A 23,112-nucleotide genomic window follows, 5' to 3' on the forward strand; every position below is an offset into this window, starting at 1 on the left:
GACCCGTGTCCTTTGTCAACGCGCCCTGTCATGTGTATTGACATTTGACACGAGCTGTTGTCATTTGTGTTCAACAAACAGAAAACGGAACCGGGAACCATGGAAACGGCAAGGAAAACGGCGCTCGACCAGAATGCGCCGGCAGGTGGCTGGACAGCGTTGATCGATGACGTGGTGGAAGGGCGCTGGGTCAATCCGGAAACCGGCAAGACCGCCACGGTTCCCTATGAGCGCATCGTCATCGAGGAAAGCCTTGCGGGCGCCGAAGCCGACCTCGTGGCGTCCCTGAAGCTGGGGGAGCGCTTCACCGTCGTTGCCGACCACGCCACGTTCGATGCGATGGGCGCGCGCGTTGCCAAGGCGCTGACTTCGCTTGGCCCGGTGGAGACGGTGATCCTCGATCATCCCCATGCGGACATGGCTGCGGTTGCCGATCTCACGGAAAAACTCGCCGGTGCCGAGGCGGTGATCGCCGTAGGGTCCGGCACCATCAACGATCTCTGCAAATTCGTCACCGGCAAGACCAATCGCCGTTACGCCGTCTTCGGCACGGCCGCATCGATGAACGGCTACACGTCGACGACCGCCTCGATCACGCTGGAAAACGGGCTGAAGGTGTCGTTGCCCTCGCATGCGCCCTCCGGCTTTTTCATCGATCTCGGCGTGACTGCCGCGGCGCCGCGCCATCTCTCGGCCTCCGGCTTTGCCGACTGCTTGGTGCGCTCCGTCGCGCAGGTCGACTGGTGGATGTCGCACCGCCTGCTCGGTAGTGTCTATTCGACCGTACCTTACGTGCTGCAGCAGAAGGACGAGGACGAGCTGAACGCGCGCGCCGCAGGCCTTGCGGCCGGCGATATCGCCGCCAACGGCTATCTGCACCGCGTGCTGACGCTCTGCGGCCTCGGTGTCTCCTTCACGGGCATGTCCAACCACGGCTCGATGGGCGAGCACCAGATTTCCCATTACATCGACTGCTTTGCCGGCGATCGGCACCCTGGCACGCTGCATGGGCAGCAAGTGGGTGTGGCGACGCTGACCATGGCGCGCATCCAGCGGCATTACCTCGAGAGCGAGAAGCCGCCGGTGATCCGCCCGACGGTCATCGACCCCGCCGACATGGCGCGGCGCATGGGCGACGAGATCGCGGCGCAGTGCTTTGCCGAGATCCAGCCGAAGATCTTCGACGCGAAAGGCGCGGCAGAAATCAACGAAAAGCTCGCGGCGATGTGGCCGACGCTGCGCAAGGAATTGCAGGCCTTTGCCCTTCCGGTCGAGGAAATGGAGCAGATGCTGCGCGATGCCGGCGGACCAATGACGGCGGCCGATCTTGGCCTGCCCGTCGATTTCTACCGTGAGGCCGTCATCCACAGCCGCGAGATGCGCAACCGTTATTCCTTCATCGACATTGCCGCCGACGAAGGCCTGCTTGCCGATTTCGCAGCCCGGGAGCAGTGAGCCGATGCGTCCCGTTTCCACCATGCCGCTCGATGTCGCTGCCGGAATTTCGGTGCTGTTTTGCGATATCGACGACACACTGACCAACGAGGGGCGTCTGCCGGCCGTGGCCTATGACGCGCTGGAGCGGCTTAGCGAAAGCGGCATCGCGGTCGCGCCGATCACCGGGCGTCCGGCCGGCTGGTGCGACATGATCGCCCGCATGTGGCCGGTGGCCGGTGTCGTCGGTGAAAACGGGGCTTTTTACTTTTCCTACGACGAAAAAGCGCGCCGCATGCGCCGCGTCTTCGCAGTTGCCGAGGCGCAGCGCGCCGCCGATCGCCAGAAGCTGATCACCGTTCGCGCGCGGGTTCTGGCGGAAGTGCCGGGCGCTGCGATTTCTGCCGACCAGCTCTATCGCGAGGCTGATCTCGCGGTCGATTTCTGCGAAGATGTGCCGGCGCTTCCCGTTGCGTCGGTCGATCGCATCAAGGCGATCTTCGAGGAGGAGGGCGCGGTCGCCAAGGTCTCGTCCATCCACGTCAACGGCTGGTACGGCGACTACGACAAGCTGACCACCTCGCGGCGCTTCGCGGCCGAGGTGCTCGCCTTCGATATCGATGCCGACAAGGAGAAGGTAGTCTTCGTGGGCGACAGCCCGAATGACGCGCCGATGTTCGGCTTCTTCCCGCATGCCTGCGGCGTCGCGAACGTGCTGGCCTTCCGTGGCCGCATGGATGCGGAGCCGGCCTATGTGGCGGCGAAGGAAGGCGGTCATGGCTTCGTGGAGGTTGCCGACCGCATTCTTGCCGCACGCGCGGCATCCGGCGTTCGCGCCGCGGAATAAGGGGCCGCAGTCCCGCTGGAGACGGGGCTGACGGTCTGGAAGAGACGGGGTTCGCGACGCCTTCGCGTTTGATCCCCGTGAGAAGAGGAGGGAGTGTGGCGACGCCCGGAAAGGGTGCGCGACGCTCGTGGAGGAAAACGCGCCATGTCCGTTGCCCAGGTCAAACGCATCGCGATCTCGGATTCGCCGTGGCCGTGGCTCGCGCCGCTGATCGCGCTTCTGATCGTCTTCACGATCTATCCGCTGATCTACAATGTCTGGCTGAGCTTCCACGAATTCGTGCCGCGCAAACGCACGCTCGCCTTTGTCGGTTTCGACAACTGGGTGCAACTGTGGAATGACACCCGCTTCTGGGGCGCGCTTGGCGTCACCTTCCTCTATTTCGTGATTGCGCTGACCGTCGAGCTGGTGCTCGGCATGGCGGTGGCGCTGCTGCTTGACGCCGAATTGCCGGGCTTCGGGGCGCTGCGTGCGATCCTGTCCATGACGTTGGTCATTCCTCCCGCGATCGCCGGCATGATGTTCCTGCTGATGCAGGACCCGCAATTCGGCGTCCTTTCTTATTTCCTCAACCAGTTGGGTATCCTCGACAAATCGACGCCCATCCTTGCGACGTCCTCGCTGGCGCTGATCGGTGTTCTCCTGGCTGAAATCTGGCAGTGGACGCCCTTCATGGTGCTGATCTTCATGGCCGGCCTGCGTTCGCTGCCGACCGAGCCGTATGAAGCGGCGATGATCGACGGTGCCTCGTCGTTCCAGATGTTCCGTCGCCTGACGCTGCCGATGATGTCGAAGGTGATTGCGGTCGCCATCCTGCTGCGCGGCATCGATCTCTTCCGCGTCTTCGACTACGTCTTCGTGATGACCTCCGGCGGGCCGGGAACGTCCACCTACACGCTCAGCCTCTACGCCTGGCAGCAGACCTTCTCCTTTCTGAAATGGGGATATGGCGCGACGCTCAGCCTGACGAGCCTCGTCATCATCATGGTCCTTGCCAATCTCTTCATCCGCGTCGCCAAGGTACGGTGGTAATCATGCACCAGAGCCGCTTCACTCGCACGCTTCGCACCATCGCCGGCTGGCTCGTCGTCGGGGCGTTCTTCTTCCCGATCTATTTCTGGACGTCCGTCGCCTTCCGCGACGCGAAGGAAATCTTCAACTGGCCGCCGATCATCTTCGATTTCCATCCGACGGTGCGCAATTTCGAGCAGGTCTTCGGCATCTCGCTGGGGTTTTCCTTCGGCAACCAGGAAGCCGTGACGCCCGGCGGCGGCAATTTCTACATGGGACCGCGCCTGTGGGATTCGATCGTCGTCGCCTCGCTCTCGACGGTGCTGGCGATCGTGGTGGCGACGCTTGCCTCCTATGCGCTGTCGCGCATGAATTTCCGGGGACGGCATGAGTTCGTGAACTGGGTGCTCTCCACCCGCATGATGCCGCCGGTCGCGGTCGCCATTCCGATGTTCTTCATTTTCAAGCAGTTCAGCCTGCTCGATACCTATCTCGGCGTCATCCTGATCCATGGCCTGATGAACCTGCCGCTTGCCGTGCTGCTCCTCAAGAGCTTTTTCGACGACATTCCGGCCGAGATCGACGAGAGCGCGCTGCTGGACGGCGCATCGCGCTGGACGATCTTCCGCCGCATCGTGCTGCCGATGGCCAAGGGCGGGATCGCGGCAACGGCGGTGCTCTGCTTCATCTTTTCATGGACGGAATTCCTGTTCGTGCTGACGCTGACGCAGACCGGCCTCAAGACCGTGCCCGTCGTCTCGTCCACGTTCGTGACCTCGATCGGCACGGCCTGGGGCAACATGGCGGCGCTGGGTGCTGCCGCCATCGTGCCCGCTTTCATCACGATCCTTCTGGTGCAGCGCCATCTGGTGCGCGGCCTGACGATGGGATCGTTGAAACAGTAATTCGGCGGGCGGCTTGGGAAGAGGGCCGCCCTTCGGACAGTGGAGATCAGGTGCCAAACCCGGCACCGGATAGAGGAGGAGAAACACATGAAAGAGAAAGACAGAAAATTCTATCTCGCCAACATCACGGACCGCTTCGTGCGTGGCCAGATGGACCGCCGTTCGTTCCTCGGCGCTGCCGGCAAGCTTGGCCTTGGCGCCACCGCGCTCGGCATGGGCATGGGCAGCCGTCCCTTCGTGATGAACAAGGCGCTCGCGCAAGAGCAGATGCAGCCCTCGGCCGAGGTCATTTCCTGGCTGAAGGAAGTCGGCAAGCCGTTTGCCGGCACCACGCTGAAGCTCGCGACGGAATCGACGCCGCCGTCGAACGCGATCAATTCGCAGCTCAAGAAGTATTTCGAGGAAGCGACCGGCATCAAGGTCGAGATCGAGGTACTGCCGCTCGAGCAGGTTCTGCAGAAGCTGACGCTCGACGTCGCCTCCTCGCTCGGCACCTACGACCTCTACTACATCGACCAGAGCTGGGCGGCATCCTTCAGCCAGGACGTCTTCGATCCGCGCGAGCAGATCGAGGCCAAGCCTGACCTCGCCATGCCGAACTACAATATCGACGACTTCATGCCGGCACTGGTGGACGGTATCTCGAAGTATGAAGACCGGTGGGTCGGCGTTCCCTACGACATCCCGATCTTCATCATGATCTACCGCAAGGACATCTACGAGAAGCTGGGTCTCAAGGCGCCGACGACCTTCGAGGAGCTCTACACCAACTCCGCGACCATCTCGAAGGAGATGGGCCCGAACATGTTCGGTTATGCCGGCCAGATGAAGTCCGGTCACTACGCGCTGGAATGCGAGTGGACGTCGATGCTGTGGGGCCACGGAGGCTCCATCTTCAACGCCGACAAGCAGTTCTCGGGCAATGACGAGCAGGGTCTTGCCGCCCTCGACTACTACACGAAGCTCAAGGCCATCATGCCGCCGGGCGTCGATCAGTGGACGTGGGACGGTCAGGGCCAGGCGATCGCACAGGGTGTTGCCGCCTCCATGCTTTCCTGGGGCGAGTTCTTCCCCTATTTCGACGATCCGACCCAGACCAAGGTCTCGGGCCTGTGCGAAGCCGTCATCCCGCCGCAGCCGATTTCGCTGCGCATGCCCGACCAGTGCGGCTATGGCGAAATTCCCGGCGTCGGCCACCAGGGCGGTTCCTCGCTCGCCGTGTCCAAGTACTCCAAGGCGCCGGACGCCGCCTGGATCTTCATGCAGTGGGCCACCTGCGCCGATACGCAGGCCCTCATCACCACGCTCGGCGGCGGCACGGGCCCGACCCGTACGTCGGTCTATGACGACCCGCGCGTCAAGGCCAATGCCCGCGTCGGTGCCGGCACCACCCGCCACCTGCCGGTCGTTCGCGAGACGATCGACAAGTACATGGGCTCCGAGCCGGATCTGCCGGAATGGGCACAGATCTCCTCCGACACGATCCCCGTTGCGCTTGGCAAGTATTTCGCCGGCAGCGGCGGTTCGGCCAAGGAGACCATGGACGGCATCGCCCAGCAGGTCGGCGAAATCCTGAAGGGCTGATCCCAACGCAAACTGCATGGTCGCGGCTTTTGCTGCGGCCATGCCTTGAAGGTGGAAGATGAGGGAGGAATTGATGTCCGACAAACCGTTGATCGCCGTCACCGGCGCCAGCTCCGGCATCGGCGAAGCCGTGGCGCGTGCCTTTTCCAAGGCCGGCCATCCCGTTCTGCTCATGGCGCGCCGGCTTGATCGCCTCGAGGCGCTCGGCCTGCCGAATGCGGTGCTGAGGGCCGTCGATGTGCGCGACCGCGCGGGGATCGCGGCGGCGGTCGCGGATGCGGAGGCTCAGTTCGGTCCCGTCGACATGATGTTCGCCAATGCCGGCATCGCGCGGCTCGGCGACATCTCCCGGCAGCCGCCGGAAGAATGGGACGAGATGATCGACATCAACACCAAGGGCGTGATGAACAGCGTCCATGCCGTGATGAACGGCATGATCGACCGCAAGCACGGCACGCTGGTGATGATGAGCTCGATTGCCGGCAGGAAGGTCTATCCGGATCACACCGTCTATTGCGGCACGAAGTTCTTCGTGCATGCCGTTTCCGAAAGCCTGCGTGAATATCTGGCGCCGCACGATGTGCGCGTGATCGTCGTGTCGCCCGGCATCATCGATACCGAAGTGCTCGACCATGTGAAGGACGAGACGACGCTCGCGAACTACCGCGCCAACAAGGCGGCGATCGGCGGCGGCATTTCGGCCGATGTGGTCGCGCAGCTCATCCTCGACGCCTACCAGCTGCCGCAGCGTGCGATCGTCCAGGAAATCGTCATTACGCCGACCCGGCAGAAATACTGATCCCGTCGCGCCGCCGGCAACAGCGGGCCGACCGAGAAAGAGTGGAGTGAGAGTCCCATGGCCACCGTGGAATATCAGCGCATCGGCAAGTCCTTCGGTGCCCTCAACATCATGCGCGACATTTCCTTCAAGATCGAGGACCACGAATTCGTCGTGCTGCTCGGTCCCTCCGGCTGCGGCAAGACGACCCTGCTGCGCATGACGGCGGGTTTGGAGACGGTCAGCGAAGGCGACCTGCTGATCGACGGCAAGCGCGTCAACGACGTGCATCCGCGTGATCGCTCCATCGCCATGGTGTTCCAGAACTATGCGCTCTATCCGACGATGAAGGTCTACGACAACATCGCCTTCAGCCTCGAGGTCGCGAAGGTCGCACCCGCCGAGATCAAGAAGCGGGTGGAGTGGGCGGCAGCGACGCTGAACCTGACCCCCTATCTCGATCGCTACCCGAAGGAGCTGTCTGGCGGCCAGCGTCAGCGCGTTGCGATGGGCCGAGCCATGGTGCGCGAGGCGGCTGTCTTCCTCTTCGACGAGCCGCTGTCAAACCTCGATGCGAAGCTGCGCGCCCATATGCGCACGGAAATCCGTCAGCTCCATAACCGGCTGAAGACGACGACCATCTACGTCACGCACGACCAGATCGAGGCCATGACCATGGCCGACAAGATCGTCGTCATGCGGGCCGGCAAGATCGAGCAGATCGGCACGCCTGACGATGTCTATGATCGCCCCGCCAGCAAATATGTCGCCGACTTCATCGGCGCATCCGCGATCAATTTCCTGCAGGGCACGGTGGTGGCCGCTGATGGTGCGCCGGCCGTCGAGACCGCCACGGGACGGGTGATGATCGAGGATGGCAGTCGGGCGAAGGTCGGCCAGAAGGTCGTCGTCGGTGTGCGGCCAAGCGACCTCGTGGTGGACGATGCCGGAACGCTCGCTGCAACGGCCGTTCTACAGGAGCGGCTCGGCCATGATGCGCAGCTTTTCTGCGACGGGCCGGATGGACGCTTCATTGCCGTGGTGGACAAGGCGGCGCGCTATCCTGAAGGCAGCACGGTGCGCTTTGCCATCGCGCCCTCCAAGGTTCACGTCTTCGACGCTCAGACGGAGGTCCGCATCTGAGGACGCAGGCTGGAGATGACGACGACCGCCCCGCAAACCTTTCCGTCGTCATGGTCGGGCTTGACCCGACCATCCATCGGCGACCACCGGGGTTGCGGCGTGGATCCTCGGGTCAAGCACGAGGATGACGGAGGGGAAGGCCATCGGCAGGAAAACGACCGCGCGCATCCCGATGTGCACGCAGGCCATATCGAGAATTTGACGATCTGAGCGCCCATGCGCGCGATGCAGGAAAGGAAATGCCATGAAGTCCCGCTGGTCCGACCAGGAGTTCAAATCCGTCGTCGATGCCTATGTCGCCAAGGGCGTCAACCGCGATCTCGCGATCCGAACCTACACGACCCGCCTGCTGGGCGTCGATCCGGAACTGGTGCTGCACGGCGGCGGCAACACCTCGGTCAAGACGACCTTCGACGAGATGGACGGCTCGCGCGTCGACGTGCTCTGCGTCAAGGGCAGCGGCTGGGACATGGGCACGATCGAGCCGCCGGGCCTGCCGGCCGTGCGCCTCGATCCGCTGAAGGCGATGGTGAATTTCGAGACGCTGTCGGATGACGACATGGTCATGCTTCAGCGTCGCCTGCTGATCGATCCGGCCGCACCGAACCCGTCGGTCGAAGCGATCCTGCATGCGCTGCTGCCCTTCAAGCACATTGACCACACCCATGCGAATGCCATCGTCTCGCTGACCAACCAGCCGCATGGCGAGGAGATCGTCCGCGAACTCTTCCCTGACGCGATCATCGTGCCCTATGTCATGCCCGGCTTCGATCTCGCCAAGGCCTGCGACAAGGCCTTCAAGGCCAACCCCAAGGCCGACGGCATGATCCTTCTCAAGCACGGCATCTTCACCTGGTCGGAGGATGCGCGCACCTCCTACGAGGACATGATTGCGAAAATCGACAAGGCGGAAAAGCGCATTGCGCAGGGCAATCCCAAGCCCTTCAAGAGCATTGCCGTTCCAGCCAAGCTTGCTTCCGCCGCCGAGATCGCGCCAGTCATCCGCGGCGCAATCGCCATCGATACGGGCGTCGAGGGCCAGCCGAAGCGCTTCGTGCTGGAGCATCGCACGGGCGAGAAGATCCTCGATTTCTGCAACGCGGAGAATCTGAACAGCCTGGTGCGTCGCGGCAATGCAACGCCGGAGCACGTCATCCACATCAAGCGTTTCGGCGTGGCGCTGCCGGTGCCGGTGGCCGGTGAACTCGACCAGTGGGCGGAGACGGTGCGCAAGGCGGTCGCGGACTACAAGGCGGAATACACCGCCTATTTCGAACGCAACAATGCCCGCGTCGGCGGCATCAAGACGATGCTCGATCCGATGCCGCGCGCCTTCTATGTGGCCGGCGTCGGCATCTTCTCGGCCGGTGCGGCGCGCAAGAATGCGCTTGTCGGTGCCGACGTGATCGAGGCGACCATCAATGTCATCACCAATGCCGAAGGGATCGACGCCTTTGAGGCGCTGTCGGAAGAGGATCTCTTCGATCTCGAATACTGGTCGCTGGAACAGGTGAAGCTGACCAAGGTGCAGGAAAAGCCCCTGACGCGTCAGGTCGCCATCGTCACGGGCGGGGCGAGCGGCCTTGGCCTTGCGGTCGCTGAAGCGCTCAAGGCGGAGGGCGCGGAGATCGCGCTGGTCGATATTTCCGAGGAGGCCCTGACGCGGGAGGCAAAGCGGCTCGGTGCGCTTCCGGTCGTCTGCGACGTCACCAAGCCCGAAGCGGTCGATGCGGCGGTCGCCAAGGTCGCCGGCCATTTCGGCGGCGTCGATATCCTCATCTCGAATGCGGGCGCCGCCTTCCAGGGCAAGCTGGTGTCGGTGGACGAGGAGACGTTCCGTAGGGCTTTCGACCTCAACTTCTGGAGCCACCACTACATGGCACGCGCCGTGGTGAAGGTGATGGAGACGCAGAAGACCGGCGGCGCCATCGTCTTCAACGTCTCGAAGCAAGCGGTCAATCCCGGTGCCGATTTCGGCCCCTATGGCACGTCGAAGGCGGCGCTGATGGCCCTGATGCGGCAATATGCGATCGAGCATGGCGCTTCCGGCATCACGTCGAATGCCGTCAATGCCGACCGGATCCGCACGGGCCTGATGACCGACCAGATGGTGGCCGATCGCTCCAAGGCGCGCGGCATCTCGGCCGAGGAATACATGCGTGGCAATCTGGTGCGGCGCGAAGTGACCGGTGCCGACGTGGCGGCCGCCTTCGTGCACCTCGCCAAGGCCCGCACCTCGACGGGCGCCGTCGTCACCGTCGATGGCGGCAATGTCGCAGCGATGATGCGGTAACGCTGGGCGCGGCATGCCGGGGATGGCTTTCCGGCATGCGTCCTTTCGGCTAGCGGGGCGCGACCCGCAAGGTTTTGGGATTTGGCAAGAGCGGGCAGCGATGCGATGCCCCGGAAGGTGAGTGAGGCGCATGGCAAGGATCCTGATCCTCGGTGCGGGTGTGATGGGCACGGCGCTGGCGGTGCCGGCAGCGGATAACGGGCATGCGGTGACGGTCGTCGGTACGCCGCTGGATGGCGCGGTCATCGAACGTCTGAAGACGCCGGGTGGCGTGCATCCGAAGCTTGATCATCCGCTGGCGCCAAGTGTCACGGCGCTTGCCGACGGCGAACTCAGGCCGGAGCACATGGCGGCCGCCGATCTCGTCATCATCGGCGTCAGCAGCCCCGGCATCCCCTGGGCCATCCAGCGGCTCAACGAAACGCTGCTTGCGCCGAAGCCCGTTGCCTTCGTCACCAAGGGGCTCGACCGGCAGGATGGCAGCATCGTTTCCTATGCCGAGACCATTCCGGGACAGGTGAAAACGATCTCCGCCTTCATCGGCATTGGCGGCCCGTGCATTGCGCGCGAACTTGCCAACCGCTACCCGACAACCAGCGTCTATTCCTGCCGTGATCGGAAGGCTGCCGAAATTGCGCGCTCGCTGATGCGGACGCCCTATTACCGGCTGGATGTCACCGACGACGCCACAGGCGTCGAGTGCTGTGCGGCGCTGAAGAACTTCTTCGCGATCGGCGTCAGCGCCATGCAGACGCGCTATCCGGATCATGGTCGCCCGGATGGCCAGTCGAAGAACCCGACGGCGGCCGCTTTCACGCAAGCCGCTTGCGAAATGGCGCGGCTATGCGAGATGATCGGCGGGCGGCGGGAGACGGCTTACGATCTCGCTGGCATCGGCGACCTGCATGTCACGGTTGGCGGCGGCCGCAACAGCCGGCTCGGCCATGGGCTCGGGGAGGATCGCAGCGTCGATGACGTCATGTCCGGCGCGCTGGCGGGCGAGACCGTCGAGGGCATCGACACGGCCCGCGTGCTGGTCGATCTCTTGAAGACGCTTCCTGAGACGCGGCGCGAATTCCCGCTGGCCTGGGCAATCGTGGATGCGGTGCTCGGTGGCGGCAAGCTGGATTTCGACTTCCGGCGCCTGTTTGCCTGAGCGCCTTGCGCTGCAACGCAATTGTCACCGTCTCAGGCGAGTGGTAGGTGCAGTGCAGCAAAGGGAATTGCGATGCTGCCCGTCATCGATCACTACGACACGCTCATGGCTCGTTTCGAATGGGTCATTCCTCAGAGCTTCAACATCGGCGCTGCCGTTTCGGACGCCTGGGCGGCGCATGAACCGGAGCGGGTCTGCCTCGAACATTTCTCCCCGGATGGACAGCATCAACGGCTGAGCTACGGTCAGTTTGCCGACCAGTCCTCGCGCTTTGCGGCGGCGCTTGCGGCCTGTGGTGTGGTGGCCGGTGACCGGGTCGCCATCCTCTTGCCGCAGGGCTTCGAAGCCGCGATCGCCCATGTCGGGATCTACAAGCTCGGCGCCATCGCCCTGCCGCTGGCGCTGCTTTTCGGCGTCGAGGCGCTCGCCTACCGGCTGAAAGATGCGGGCGCGGTGGCGGTCGTGACGAACGGTTTCGGCGCGGAGCGCATCGCTGCCATCCGGTCGGCACTGCCGGATCTGCGTGTCCTCATATCCACGGATACCATGGACGGCGTGCCGTCCTTCGCGGCACTCGTCGCGGCACACCCGCCAATTGCAGCCATTGCCGATACGGGGCCGGACGACCCCGCCATGATGATCTACACCTCCGGCACGACGGGGCCGCCGAAGGGTGCGCTGCATGGCCATCGCGTTCTGCTCGGCCATGTGCCAGGTTTCCAGTTCCACCATGATTTCCTGCCGCAGCCGGGCGACCGCATGTGGACGCCGGCCGACTGGGCCTGGGCGGGCGGGCTGCTGAATGCGCTGCTGCCCTCGCTGCTGCTCGGCGTTCCCGTGGTTTCGTCGCCGGCGCAGAAATTCGATCCGCACATGGCCTTCAGCATTCTGGCGGAGATGGATGTGCGCAACGCGTTCATCCCGCCGACGGCCCTGAGGTTGATGAAGGCGGTGGAGCGGCCGCGCGACCATTACGATCTCAAGCTTCGCACCATCGGTTCGGCGGGCGAGGCGCTGGGGCGCGAGACCTTCGAATGGGCGCGGGATGCTCTCGGGATCGAGGTCGCCGAATTCTACGGGCAGACGGAGTGCAATATCGTGCTGTCGTCATCGGCCGCCTGCGGCGTCATCAAGGGCGGTTCGATGGGCAAGGCGGCTCCCGGCCACCGCGTCGCCATCATCGATGACGCGGGGCGCGTGCTGCCGGCCGGGTCCATCGGGCAGGTGGCGGTGCAGCGTCCCGACCCCGTGATGTTCCTCGGCTACTGGAAGAACGAGGACGCGACGGACCGCAAGTTCATCGGCGACTGGATGACCACAGGTGACCAGGGCGTCATGGATGCGGAGGGATATTTCACCTTCTTCGGCCGCGACGACGATGTCATTACTTCTTCCGGTTATCGGATCGGGCCGGGCGAGATCGAGGATTGCCTTGTTGGCCACCCTGCCGTGCAACTTGCCGCCGTTGTCGGCAAGCCCGACCCGGTGCGCACGGAGATCGTCAAGGCCTATGTGGTACTGGCGCCCGGCCAGACGCCGTCCGAAGCGCTGGAGCGAGAGATCCGCGACTGGGTGAAGACGCGGCTTTCCATGCACGAATATCCGCGGGAGATTGCCTTCGTCGACGCGCTGCCGCTGACAACGTCCGGCAAGGTGATCCGCCGCCTGCTGCGTGACAAGGCGGTGGCGGAAGCGGCGGAGTAGGCCTCCGCTTCAGCGTTTCCCCGGCGAAAGAGCACGGATCTTCTCGCGCAGAAGGCGGGCAATGTTGCGGGTGTTGCGGTAAAGGTGCAGTTGCGCGGCCACCTGCCTCACCTCGCGGTCGCGATTGTGATCGAGGCCAATGACGATGCTGGCGATCTCGTCGCGCTCCTCCCACAGACGGCTCATGACCGGATGGTCCGGCACGGCGCAGCTATCGGTGCGCCGGATGTTGGCGTCATCCAGATGCCATTCCGTCAGTTCCGCGACCAGCAGTTTGCCAGGCGAGTAGCGGGCATAGGTCTCGTCATAGGCGGTCTTCCAGGTATAGGCATCGCCGGCCATGATGAACACCACCATGGCGGCGATCGGCTTGTCGTCCAGATCGAGCGTGTGGATGCGCACGCAGTCGGCTTCGGCAAGATTGGTGATGGCCTCGCGCGTGAAGGCGGCTCGATAGCGATCCATGACGAGGGCGGAGCGCTCCTCGCCCTTCCATCCACCCGCCTCAAGCGCCAGGAAGTCCTCCATGCGCGTCCGTATTTCATCCGGCTGGCGCGCGACCGAGTAGGTCAGGCGGCCAAGCTGCTCGAGCTTGTTCCACTGGCGGCGCAACTCGCGGAAATGGGCGGGGCTGATTGCCTTGCGCAGATAGGTCTCACCGTCGAGCAGGCTTTCCAGCATGGGGCGAGACACGGTATCGGAAACGGTCAGCGGCAGGTTCCGGCCGATTGCCACGGCGCGCACAAGCTGGGCGACCTTGCCGTTCATGCGCATGTCGGGCAGCACGAGGATGCGGGGCAGGCCGGCCTTGGGGTCGCGCAGGGCTTCCAGGAGATTGTCGATGGTGATGGAGGCTTCCTCGGCATCGACCAGGGGCACACCGAGCGGGCCGAAGGGGTTTGCCCAAGCGCGGATGATCGGCGCGCCGACGGAAAAGCCGGGGCGCTCGATGGAAAAGGGCATCAGAAAGCGCAGCCGACTGCTGTCCTGCTTGTAGTCACGCAGGATCGCCAGCTTGATGACGCGGTCTTCGAGGCGCGGCATGGCAGGCGCCAGGAAATTGCCGGTGAAGAAGATGTTCGGCTCGATGGCGCGGTTCGACAGGAATTCCATTTCCTCCTGCAACTCGTAGCCGGCGGCAGCGCCATAAATGCTCAGCGACCGGCCGGGACGCCCGACCTCGATGCGGATCTCGGGTTTTGGCTCATGCTGCTGGACACGGGTGAAGCCGGCCAGATATCCACCTGTTTTTTCGGCGATGTCGGCAGTGACCTGATAGCGTTCCATTATGGTGTTCCCGTCGTGGGTGGAGTTTGCGGCGCAGGCATGCGCGCGAAGGCAAAGAGTGTGAAGCCGAAAGTCCGGCGTACGGCGAGATGTAGCATGAGCGCCTCGCAGAGCATGGCGCCGGCCGTGGCGGCGGCCGTGCCCGTCAGACCGAAGGCGGGAATCAGCGTCACGTTCAGCGAAATGTTGATGGCAAGCGCGGTTGCATAGAGGAGGGCGCAGAGCCGCTGTTGTCCCGCCATGGTGAGGAAGGCTTCCGCCGGGCCAACCAGCGCCTTTGCCATCATGCCTGCAAACAGGATGAACATCAGCGCGTAGCCGTCACCGAAGGCCGGGCCGAAGAGCGAGAGCAGGAAGGGGCCGGCCAAGAGCACGAGCGTACCGATGGCAAGTGAGGGCCAGAAGGACCAGCGGGCGCTCTCGAGCGCGATTGCGGCGAGATGATCCTTGTCTTTCGCGGCCATGGCGGCCGAAAAACGCGGCGCGGACGCGGCCTTGACCGAGAACATCACGAACTGCACCAGCGCCATGGTCTTGGCGGCGGCGAAGTAGATCGCCACGCTTTGCGGATCGAGATAGAGCCCGACGACGATGACGTCGGAATTGGTCAGCAGAAAGCCGAAGCCCTCGATGAGGAAAATCGGTGCCGCGACTTTCAGCCAGGCCGAGAAATCGATGGCGAGCGGGCCACGCGGATAGTGGCGCCGGAGCTTGCGGGTCAGCAGCACATATTGACCCACGCTCGTCACGTAGGTGGCGGCAAGTGCGGCCGTCATGGCGATCTCGGCCGTGTGCGGCTCGCCGCTTGCCGCAAAGAGAACCATGAAGGCGAGGATCAGAAGGGGGCGCACGATATAGGTGGGGCTGAGCGCTCGCAGGGCCCAGCTATGGGCGCGTGCGGTTCCTTCCATGGCATCCCCGAGGGCGATCATCGGCAGAAGAAAGATGCCGAGGGTCAGCGGCACAAGATAATAGGCTTCAATGACATCCCCGAGCAGCCAGATCACGGCAAAGCCGATGGCGGCGAGAAGCGTCGCGGCGCCCATGGCGAAGATGCGCACGGTTGCCATGATGCCGCGGATCTCGGCCATTGCGCCAGCGGCCCCGTAGCCCGGCAGGAATCGGATGATGGTGGAGTGGAAGCCGAAGCAGGAGAGGTTGCCGAAGAGAACGGCAAGCGACCAGACGAAGACGAAGATGCCGTATTCGAATTCGCCCATGAGGCGCGCGAGGATGATCTGGGAAACGAAGGCGATGGCGGCGGAGAGCACCCGCACCGCAAAGGCGATCAGCGCCATGCGCTGGGCAAGAGCGCGCTGGTCGTTGCCGCGCAGGGCACCCATCACCTTGCGGCCCATGCCGAAGGCTTTGGACGCAAGGCCCCGCTCTAGCCTTTCCGCTGGCTCTACCGCTGACATGAACGCAACTACCCGGACGCAGAACACACTGGCGTCACTCTTGCCCGAACAGCGTTAACAAAGGGTTCGGATCGCGTTCGCGCGTCTGTTCCGGCGGGGTCCAGATCGCCGTTGCTGGCCGCGGCGGAAACGAAAAAGGCCGCCCCAGGGGCGACCTTCCAAATGCGCTCCAGCACGTGGCTGAAGCGGAGCCGATGGTTTTGCCTCAGGCTTCCAGCGCGCCGTGGCAGTGCTTGTACTTCTTGCCGGAACCGCAGGGGCAGGGCTCGTTGCGACCGACCATGCCCCAGCTCGCTGGGTTCTGCGGATCGCGGTCGGAATCGGAGGCAACGGCCTGGAAGCCGCCGCCGAACTCGTCTTCGCCGGTGGTGGCGTCGATATGGTGGGCGGCCATTTCCGGCGGCGCGGGCTGCGGGGCTTGGGCGGCTTCCTGCACGATCTCGACGCGCATCATCTGCGCGGTCACGGCCTGGCGAAGGTTCCCCAACAGCGCGTTGAAGAGTTCGAATGCCTCGGACTTGTATTCCTGCAGCGGATCGCGCTGGGCATAGCCGCGGAAGCCGATGACGGAGCGCAGGTGGTCGAGATTGACGATGTGCTCGCGCCAGAGGTGGTCGAGCGTCTGCAGGATCACCGAACGTTCGACATAGTTCATGATCTCGGCGCCGAAGCGCTCGGCGCGATCGGCGGCAGCCTTATCGGCGGCCTCGGTGATGCGCTCGCGGATATCGGCTTCGTCGATGCCTTCTTCTGCAGCCCATTCGGCGACTGGGAGGTCGAGGTTGAGAATGCCCTGTACGTCGGTCTTGAGGCCGGCAATATCCCACTGCTCGGCATAGGCCTTTTCGGGGATGCGCTTGGCGACGATGTCCTCGATGACTTCGTGGCGCATGTCGGTGATGGTCTCGGTGACGCTTTCGGCATCCATCAACTCGATGCGCTGCTCGAAGATCACCTTGCGCTGGTCATTCAGAACGTCGTCGTACTTGAGGAGATTCTTGCGGATGTCGAAGTTGCGGGCTTCGACCTTCTTCTGGGCGCGTTCAAGCGCCTTGTTGATCCAGGGGTGGACGATCGCCTCGCCGTCCTTGAGGCCGAGCTTCTGCAGCATGGAGTCCATGCGCTCGGAGCCGAAGATGCGCATCAGGTCGTCCTGGAGCGACAGGTAGAACTTGGAGCGGCCCGGGTCGCCCTGACGCCCGGAGCGGCCGCGCAGCTGGTTGTCGATGCGGCGGCTTTCGTGACGCTCGGTGGCGAGAACATAGAGGCCGCCGGCGGCGAGAGCCTTTTCCTTCAGCACCTTGATGTTTTCGCGGATCGCCGCTTCCTGCGCGTCGCGCTGCGGGCCCGGCTCGACGCCGGCCAGCTCGCGCTCGATGCGCATGTCGGCATTGCCGCCGAGCTGGATGTCGGTGCCGCGGCCGGCCATGTTGGTGGCGATGGTGACGGCGCCGGGCACGCCGGCCTGGCTGACGATATAGGCTTCCTGCTCGTGGTAGCGGGCGTTGAGGACCTGGAAGTCCTTGAAGCCTTCCCGGCGCAGCATTTCAGCCAGAAGCTCGGACTTTTCGATCGAGGTGGTGCCGACGAGGATCGGCTGGCCGCGCCCGCTGGCATCCTTGATCTCGGTGATGATCGCCTTGTACTTCTCTTCCGCGGTCCGGTAGACCTCGTCGTCCTCGTCGCGGCGCTGGATCGGCAGGTTGGTCGGCACTTCGACGACGTCGAGGCCGTAGATGTTGCCGAATTCCTCGGCTTCGGTCGAGGCCGTGCCGGTCATGCCGGCCAGCTTGTCGTACATGCGGAAATAGTTCTGGAAGGTAATCGAGGCCAGCGTCTGGTTTTCCGGCTGGATCTGTACCTTTTCCTTGGCTTCGAGCGCCTGATGCTGGCCCTCGGAGTAGCGGCGGCCCGGCATCATGCGTCCCGTGAACTCGTCGATGATGACGATCTCGTCGTTGCGGACGATGTAGTCCTTGTCGCGCTGGAATAGCTTGTGGGCCTTCAGTGCGTTGTTGACGTGGTGGACGATGGCGACGTTTTCGACGTCATAAAGGCTCTCGCCTTTCAGCAACCCGGCCTGGCGCAGCAGTCCTTCGAGCTTCTCGGTGCCCTCCTCGGAGAAGTTTGCCGAGCGCTGCTTTTCATCGATCTCGTAGTCTTCCGCCGAAAGCATCGGGATGAAGGCGTCGATGGTGTTGTAGAGTTCGGAGCGGTCGTCCAGCGGGCCGGAGATGATCAGCGGCGTGCGGGCTTCGTCGACGAGGATCGAATCCACTTCGTCGACGATGGCGAAGAAGTGGTCGCGCTGCACCATCTGGCGGCGGTCATACTTCATGTTGTCGCGCAGATAGTCGAAGCCGAGTTCGTTGTTCGTCGCATAGGTGATGTCGGCGGCATAGGCGGCGCGGCGCTCGTCGTCCGACAGGCCGTGCACGATAATGCCCGTGGACAAACCGAGGAAGCCGTAGAGCTTGCTCATGATCGTCGCGTCGCGGCTTGCGAGGTAGTCGTTGACGGTCACGACATGCACGCCCTTGCCGGCGAGCGCATTCAGATAGACGGGGAGCGTCGCCACCAGCGTCTTGCCTTCACCGGTCTTCATTTCAGCGATCGAGCGCTCGTGCAGGATCATGCCGCCCATCAGCTGCACGTCGAAGGGGCGCATGCCGAGGGTGCGGCGCGCCGCCTCGCGGGCGACGGCGAAGGCGGGGATCAGGATGTCGTCCAGCGTCTTGCCGGCGGCCAGTTCCGCCTTGAACTGGGCCGTCTTGCCCTGGAGTTCGGCGTCGGAAAGCGCCTTCATCTCCGCTTCGAGCTTGCCGATCGCTTCCACGCGCGGACGGTAGTTGCGGATGCGGCGATCGTTGGACGAACCGAAGAGCTTGCGGGCAATGCCGCCGAGGCTGACCATCAAATGGTCCTTTCTTTCTCATCTGCCGGGTGTCGGCCCGCGGCATTTGAAAACCGATGTCGGGCCCGTTCCCGCCCGGAAACTTTTGTGGACGCGAGGTTGCGTGACAGATAAGAGGGGGTCCGGGTTATGTCAACGGCAGTCCGGGGCGCCAGAGGCTATGAAACGGCCACATTCCGGTGCTTTGCGAGCTGTCACGAGCGGTCCATCGCGGCCCCGTCAACCGAGTTGAAAGGTCATTTTCAGATGTTCAGACAGAGGATGCTTGCCACGGCCGCTTTCGTTGCGGTGCTGACGCTTGGCGGCGCAGCCATGGCGCAGGATGCTGCCGATCCGGTCGTCGCCAAGGTCGGCGAGCAGGAAGTCAAGCAGTCGGAGCTCAACCTTGCGATCGGCAGTCTCGATCCGCAGCTGCAGCAGCTTCCCGATGACCAGAAGCGCATTGCCGCGCTGTCGGGCATCATCGATGTGAAGCTTCTGGCCAAGGACGCCAAGGCCGAAGGTCTTGAAAACGACCCGGCCTACAAGCAGCGCCTCGACTACATCATCGATCGCGAGCTGCACAACGCCTACTTCAAGAAGCACGTCGTTGACGCCGTAACGCCGGAAGAGGTCAAGGCCCGCTACGAGAAGGAAATCGCGGCATTCCCGGCCGAGGAAGAAGTGAAGGCCCGCCATATCCTCGTGAAGACCGAGGACGAGGCCAAGGCCGTGATCGCCGAACTCGAGGCCGGCAAGAAGTTCGAAGATCTTGCCAAGGAAAAGTCCACCGACCCGAACAAGGCCGATGGCGGCGATCTGGGCTATTTCACCAAGGGCCGCATGGTCAAGGAATTCGAGGACGCGGCCTTCGCGCTCGACAAGGGCGCCTACACCAAAACGCCGGTGAAGACGCAGTTCGGCTATCATGTCATTCTGGTCGAGGACAAGCGCACCAAGGCGCCGCCGCCGCTTGAGCAGGTCGAGCAGCAGGTTCGCCAGTTGGTCATGCGCGACAAGTACATGGCGCTGCTCGAAAAGGCCCGCACCGAGACGACGGTCGATATTGCCGACCCGGCGCTGAAGAAGGCCTATGACGACGCCAACAAGCCTGCTGCAGCCGAAGACGCTGCCAAGCCGGCAAACTGATACCGACGATTTGCAGGCCGTCGCAGGACGGCAACAAATCGATGCGAAACTCATCCGTCCCGGCGTTCTGCGTCGGGACGTTTCATTCATCCGAACACCCACGCTGATGACCGGATCCGCCATGACCCATCCCGTTTCGCCGCTCGCCCCGAAGACCCACGCCGAGATGCCGCCGCTGCGTGGTGTGCGCATGGCGACTGCCGCCGCCGGCATCAAGTACAAGGGCCGAACCGACGTTCTCATGATGGTGTTCGACAAGCCGGCGGCCGTGGCCGGAGTCTTCACCCGCTCCAAGTGCCCGTCCGCTCCGGTGGATTTCTGCCGCCAGAACCTTTCGGCCGGTGTCGCCCGTGCTGTTGTCGTCAATTCCGGCAATGCCAATGCCTTTACGGGCAGCAAGGGTCGCGCCTCCACGCAGATGACGGCGGAAGCGGCCGCCGAGGCCATCGGTTGCTCGACGCGCGAGGTCTTCCTCGCTTCGACGGGCGTCATCGGCGAGCCGCTCGATGCCACCAAGTTCTCCGGCGTGCTCGGCGACCTCGCGACCTCCGCGACAGAGGATTTCTGGCTCGAAGCCGCCAAGGCCATCATGACCACGGACACCTATCCGAAGGTCGCCACCGCTACCGCCGATATCGGCGGGGTGCCGGTGCGCATCAACGGCATCGCCAAGGGCGCCGGCATGATCGCGCCCGACATGGCAACCATGCTCTCCTTCGTCGTCACCGACGCCGACATCGCACCGAGCGCACTGCAGGCACTGCTGTCTGCCGGCGTCGAGCCGAGCTTCAATTCGGTGACCGTCGACAGCGACACGTCGACCTCCGATACGCTGCTTCTCTTTGCAACGGGTGCGGCGAGCGCCGACGGGCAGGTGCGCATCGAGGATGGCGGCGATCCGCGGCTCGACAGCTTCCGCAGCGCGCTCAACGCGGTCCTGAAAGACCTGGCGCTCCAGGTGGTTCGCGATGGCGAAGGCGCGCGAAAGATGGTGGAAGTGACGGTCGAGGGGGCCGAAAACGATGCGGCCGCCAAGCGCATCGCGCTGTCGATCGCCAATTCCCCGCTCGTCAAGACGGCCGTTGCCGGCGAGGACGCAAACTGGGGCCGCGTCGTCATGGCCGTCGGTAAAGCGGGCGAACATGCGGACCGCGACCGCCTGTCGATCTGGTTCGGCGATGTGCGTGTCGCCTTCGAAGGCCAGCGCGATCCTTCCTATGACGAGGCGGCCACGACGGCCGTCATGGAGAAGGAGGACATTCCGATCCGCGTCGATCTCGGCATCGGCCTTGGCCGCGCGACGGTCTATACCTGCGACCTGACAAAGGCCTATGTCGAAATCAACGGCGACTACCGGAGCTGACGGGATGGCGCCGGGTGCGGAGCGGGGCAGGGTTGATCTGCCCATGGTACGGCGTCTGGAAGCGGTGGGCTTCCGCTCCTGGCCGGCCGCTTCTGTCCATTACGACGGAAGCTGGCTGGTTCGCCTGACCGCCGGGCATGGCTCGAAACGTCTGAACTCGGTCAATCCGCTCGATCCCTCCGACCATCGCGATCTTGCCGCACGGCTTTCGCGGGCCAGCACGCGCTTTGCCGAATATGGCCGTCCGCTAACGGTGCGGCAGACGCCGCTCTGCTCGCCGCAGCTTTCCGCCTATCTCGATGGCGAGGGCTGGACGCGCCTCGACGAGAGCATCGTCATGGCCATGGACCTGCCGGCCGCCACCCATCCGGGCCAGGTGGAGCATTTGCCGGTCAAGGATCTCGCCCGCTTCGTCGATGCGCGGCTGGCGATCTGCAACGAGGATGCCCGCAGCAAGGCTGGCCTCAGCGAAGTCATCAATGCCATCCGGTCCGAGACCGGACTGTTTCTCTTTGAGGAACCGGACGGCACCCCGTCGGCGGTTGCGCTTGCGGTTCAGGACAATGACCTGTGCGGCCTGCACCAGATTGCGGTTGCGCCGGCCCATCGACGGCAGGGGCTTGGTCGCAACATTCTCGCTGCCGCGTTGCGCTGGGCAGCGCTCAAGGGCGCGCAGAAGGCGTGGCTGGCCGTTGAGGCCGACAATGCGCCGGCTCTGGCCCTTTATCGGGACTTCGGATTTGCCGAGGTCTATCGCTATGTCTATCGCCGCCCCGGAGATGCCGCATGAGTGAGCCTGCAACCAGCACGACGCCGGCCGGGCGCAAGATCGTTCTCGTCGCGGCCTGCGCGCTCGTCGATGCGGACGGGCGCATTCTTCTCGCGCAGCGGCCGGAGGGAAAGTCGCTGGCCGGTCTCTGGGAGTTTCCGGGCGGCAAGGTCGAGCCCGGCGAGACGCCGGAGGAGACGCTGATCCGCGAACTCGAGGAAGAGCTCGGCATCGCGACCAAGGTGGCGTGCCTGGCACCGTTGACCTTTGCCAGCCACACCTATGAAACCTTTCATCTGCTGATGCCGCTTTATGTCTGCCGCCGCTTCGAGGGCGTGCCGCACGGGCGCGAAGGGCAGGCCATCAAATGGGTACGGCCGAAGGCGCTGCGCGATTATCCGATGCCGCCGGCCGACGAGCCGTTGATCCCGTTCCTGATCGATCTCCTGTGAACAGCCCGCTTTTGCGGCTGGCATTAAGGATTCATTTATCCTGATGCGGGACAATTCGACCACTGCGGCATGTGCCTGCTCAATGACATGAATGCGAAGGTCGGATGGCTGCGGCGCCATCCATGCCTTCGTTGTGTGAGGCGTCAATGGTTGAAGACGATTTCTGGAGAACCGTGCGCGACAAGGATCGCATGATGCGGCACGGACGGCGCATGGGCGCCCTCAATCTCGCCCTCCTGTTCGGCACGGCCGTGATCGCGCTGACGCTTATCCTGACGCCGATGATTGCCGATGAAAAGGATACGAGCGTGCTGGCAAACGCCCCGCTTGGGCCCGACACAATGACCACGGGCTCGATCCCGGATGGCGGCGATGCCAAGCGCTACACGGTCCGCCGCAGCGTGCTGCAGCCCATGCCGGGTGCGGTCTGCATCGTCGATGCCAATGGAAGCCACAGCGGCTGCTGAAGCGCCGCAGACTTGTGAGAAGCCGTTCACCAACTCTCATGCCGCGTGAAAAACGAAAGATCGACCACCTCAGTTTGTAGTGTCTTAACGTGCCGGCTGTAAGCTTGCGTCTGCTCTGCTGCATAACGACCGCGGCAAAGACAAGACGATGCATGCGTTTCAGGCAGCAGTAGCGGAGATGAACCCTCACCGACTGCGAATGCCAACGCGGTGGTGCTGACCGGCGGGCGCCGCGTTTTCTCGCCGGTACGAGTTTGTTTTCATGCGGATTTTGATACGGCTTTTTCAGCAGGCGAGCGGCGCAACGGCGATTGAATACGCCCTTATTGCCGGGATTATCGGTACCGCCCTGGTGGCCGGTCTTGGTGCGACGGGTAACAATCTGGAAGCGGTGTTCAATACCATCTCCACGCATGTCAGCAACCCAGCAGGGTGAGGTCAACTGACATCGGTGAGCAT

At 63.7% G+C, this 23,112-nt stretch carries 20 protein-coding genes; 17 read left to right on the forward strand and 3 right to left on the reverse strand.

The window, feature by feature from the left end; genetic code table 11:
• Positions 1-99 precede the first annotated feature (99 nt).
• From F3H41_RS20370 to F3H41_RS20420, 11 genes are all read left to right on the forward strand, one after another.
• Positions 100-1,455 carry a sn-glycerol-1-phosphate dehydrogenase gene (locus tag F3H41_RS20370; protein WP_149740566.1) on the forward strand — a complete coding sequence of 452 codons (1,356 nt, stop codon included), beginning with the start codon at positions 100-102 and terminating at the stop codon, positions 1,453-1,455.
• 4 nt (positions 1,456-1,459) lie between these two features.
• Positions 1,460-2,281: an HAD-IIB family hydrolase gene (locus tag F3H41_RS20375; RefSeq protein ID WP_149740567.1), complete on the forward strand. Its 822-nt coding sequence runs from the start codon at positions 1,460-1,462 to the stop codon at positions 2,279-2,281.
• 144 nt (positions 2,282-2,425) lie between these two features.
• Positions 2,426-3,313 carry a sugar ABC transporter permease gene (locus F3H41_RS20380; protein ID WP_149740568.1) on the forward strand — a complete coding sequence of 296 codons (888 nt, stop codon included), beginning with the start codon at positions 2,426-2,428 and terminating at the stop codon, positions 3,311-3,313.
• A gap of 2 nt (positions 3,314-3,315) precedes the next feature.
• The gene (locus F3H41_RS20385) at positions 3,316-4,197 is read left to right on the forward strand and encodes a carbohydrate ABC transporter permease (RefSeq protein ID WP_149740570.1); all 882 of its coding nucleotides are present in this window, start codon (positions 3,316-3,318) and stop codon (positions 4,195-4,197) included.
• Between the two features lie 87 nt (positions 4,198-4,284).
• Positions 4,285-5,781, forward strand: a complete 1,497-nt coding sequence (locus tag F3H41_RS20390) for an extracellular solute-binding protein (protein WP_149740572.1) — start codon at positions 4,285-4,287, stop codon at positions 5,779-5,781.
• A gap of 73 nt (positions 5,782-5,854) precedes the next feature.
• A complete protein-coding gene (locus tag F3H41_RS20395; RefSeq protein ID WP_149740573.1) occupies positions 5,855-6,580 on the forward strand; it encodes an SDR family oxidoreductase in 726 nt (241 codons plus the stop codon).
• A 57-nt stretch (positions 6,581-6,637) separates the two neighbouring features.
• Positions 6,638-7,702 (forward strand): sn-glycerol-3-phosphate ABC transporter ATP-binding protein UgpC, encoded by a 1,065-nt coding sequence (ugpC, locus tag F3H41_RS20400; protein WP_149740574.1) that lies wholly within the window; start codon positions 6,638-6,640, stop codon positions 7,700-7,702.
• Between the two features lie 15 nt (positions 7,703-7,717).
• The gene (locus tag F3H41_RS20405) at positions 7,718-7,912 is read left to right on the forward strand and encodes a hypothetical protein (protein ID WP_149740576.1); all 195 of its coding nucleotides are present in this window, start codon (positions 7,718-7,720) and stop codon (positions 7,910-7,912) included.
• 34 nt (positions 7,913-7,946) lie between these two features.
• A complete protein-coding gene (locus F3H41_RS20410) occupies positions 7,947-9,995 on the forward strand; it encodes a bifunctional aldolase/short-chain dehydrogenase (protein ID WP_149740577.1) in 2,049 nt (682 codons plus the stop codon).
• Between the two features lie 130 nt (positions 9,996-10,125).
• Positions 10,126-11,151, forward strand: a complete 1,026-nt coding sequence (locus F3H41_RS20415) for a glycerol-3-phosphate dehydrogenase (RefSeq protein ID WP_149740579.1) — start codon at positions 10,126-10,128, stop codon at positions 11,149-11,151.
• A 72-nt stretch (positions 11,152-11,223) separates the two neighbouring features.
• Entirely contained in the window at positions 11,224-12,855 is a 1,632-nt protein-coding gene (locus F3H41_RS20420; RefSeq protein ID WP_149740580.1) for an AMP-binding protein, read from the forward strand.
• A gap of 9 nt (positions 12,856-12,864) precedes the next feature.
• On the opposite strand, the gene F3H41_RS20425 is transcribed toward F3H41_RS20420, so the two are convergent.
• The 3 genes from F3H41_RS20425 to secA form a co-directional block, all read right to left on the reverse strand.
• Positions 12,865-14,142: a GNAT family N-acetyltransferase gene (locus F3H41_RS20425; protein WP_149740582.1), complete on the reverse strand. Its 1,278-nt coding sequence runs from the start codon at positions 14,140-14,142 to the stop codon at positions 12,865-12,867.
• The gene (locus tag F3H41_RS20430) at positions 14,142-15,500 is read right to left on the reverse strand and encodes a lipopolysaccharide biosynthesis protein (protein ID WP_244616299.1); all 1,359 of its coding nucleotides are present in this window, start codon (positions 15,498-15,500) and stop codon (positions 14,142-14,144) included. Before F3H41_RS20430 ends, F3H41_RS20425 begins: the two co-directional genes overlap by 1 nt.
• Before the next feature lie 265 nt (positions 15,501-15,765).
• Positions 15,766-18,474 (reverse strand): preprotein translocase subunit SecA, encoded by a 2,709-nt coding sequence (secA, locus tag F3H41_RS20435; protein WP_149740585.1) that lies wholly within the window; start codon positions 18,472-18,474, stop codon positions 15,766-15,768.
• A gap of 246 nt (positions 18,475-18,720) precedes the next feature.
• Between secA and F3H41_RS20440 the strand changes: the two genes are divergently transcribed.
• The 6 genes from F3H41_RS20440 to F3H41_RS20465 all read left to right on the forward strand — a co-directional run bounded on the left by F3H41_RS20440 (position 18,721) and on the right by F3H41_RS20465 (position 23,089).
• On the forward strand, positions 18,721-19,602 hold the full coding sequence (locus F3H41_RS20440) for a peptidylprolyl isomerase (RefSeq protein WP_149740586.1): 882 nt from the start codon (positions 18,721-18,723) through the stop codon (positions 19,600-19,602).
• A 121-nt stretch (positions 19,603-19,723) separates the two neighbouring features.
• The gene (gene argJ / locus F3H41_RS20445; RefSeq protein WP_149740588.1) at positions 19,724-20,965 is read left to right on the forward strand and encodes a bifunctional glutamate N-acetyltransferase/amino-acid acetyltransferase ArgJ; all 1,242 of its coding nucleotides are present in this window, start codon (positions 19,724-19,726) and stop codon (positions 20,963-20,965) included.
• A 4-nt stretch (positions 20,966-20,969) separates the two neighbouring features.
• The gene (locus tag F3H41_RS20450; RefSeq protein ID WP_244616296.1) at positions 20,970-21,755 is read left to right on the forward strand and encodes a GNAT family N-acetyltransferase; all 786 of its coding nucleotides are present in this window, start codon (positions 20,970-20,972) and stop codon (positions 21,753-21,755) included.
• Positions 21,752-22,186 (forward strand): 8-oxo-dGTP diphosphatase MutT, encoded by a 435-nt coding sequence (mutT, locus tag F3H41_RS20455; RefSeq protein WP_149740590.1) that lies wholly within the window; start codon positions 21,752-21,754, stop codon positions 22,184-22,186. Before F3H41_RS20450 ends, mutT begins: the two co-directional genes overlap by 4 nt.
• Before the next feature lie 146 nt (positions 22,187-22,332).
• Positions 22,333-22,653, forward strand: a complete 321-nt coding sequence (locus F3H41_RS20460; RefSeq protein WP_149740592.1) for a hypothetical protein — start codon at positions 22,333-22,335, stop codon at positions 22,651-22,653.
• A gap of 262 nt (positions 22,654-22,915) precedes the next feature.
• Positions 22,916-23,089, forward strand: coding sequence for a Flp family type IVb pilin (locus F3H41_RS20465; protein ID WP_149740593.1), 174 nt, complete (start codon positions 22,916-22,918; stop codon positions 23,087-23,089).
• The last annotated feature ends 23 nt before the right edge of the window (positions 23,090-23,112 follow it).

The organism is Rhizobium sp. RU20A, from assembly GCF_900155885.1.
GTDB lineage: Bacteria > Pseudomonadota > Alphaproteobacteria > Rhizobiales > Rhizobiaceae > RU20A.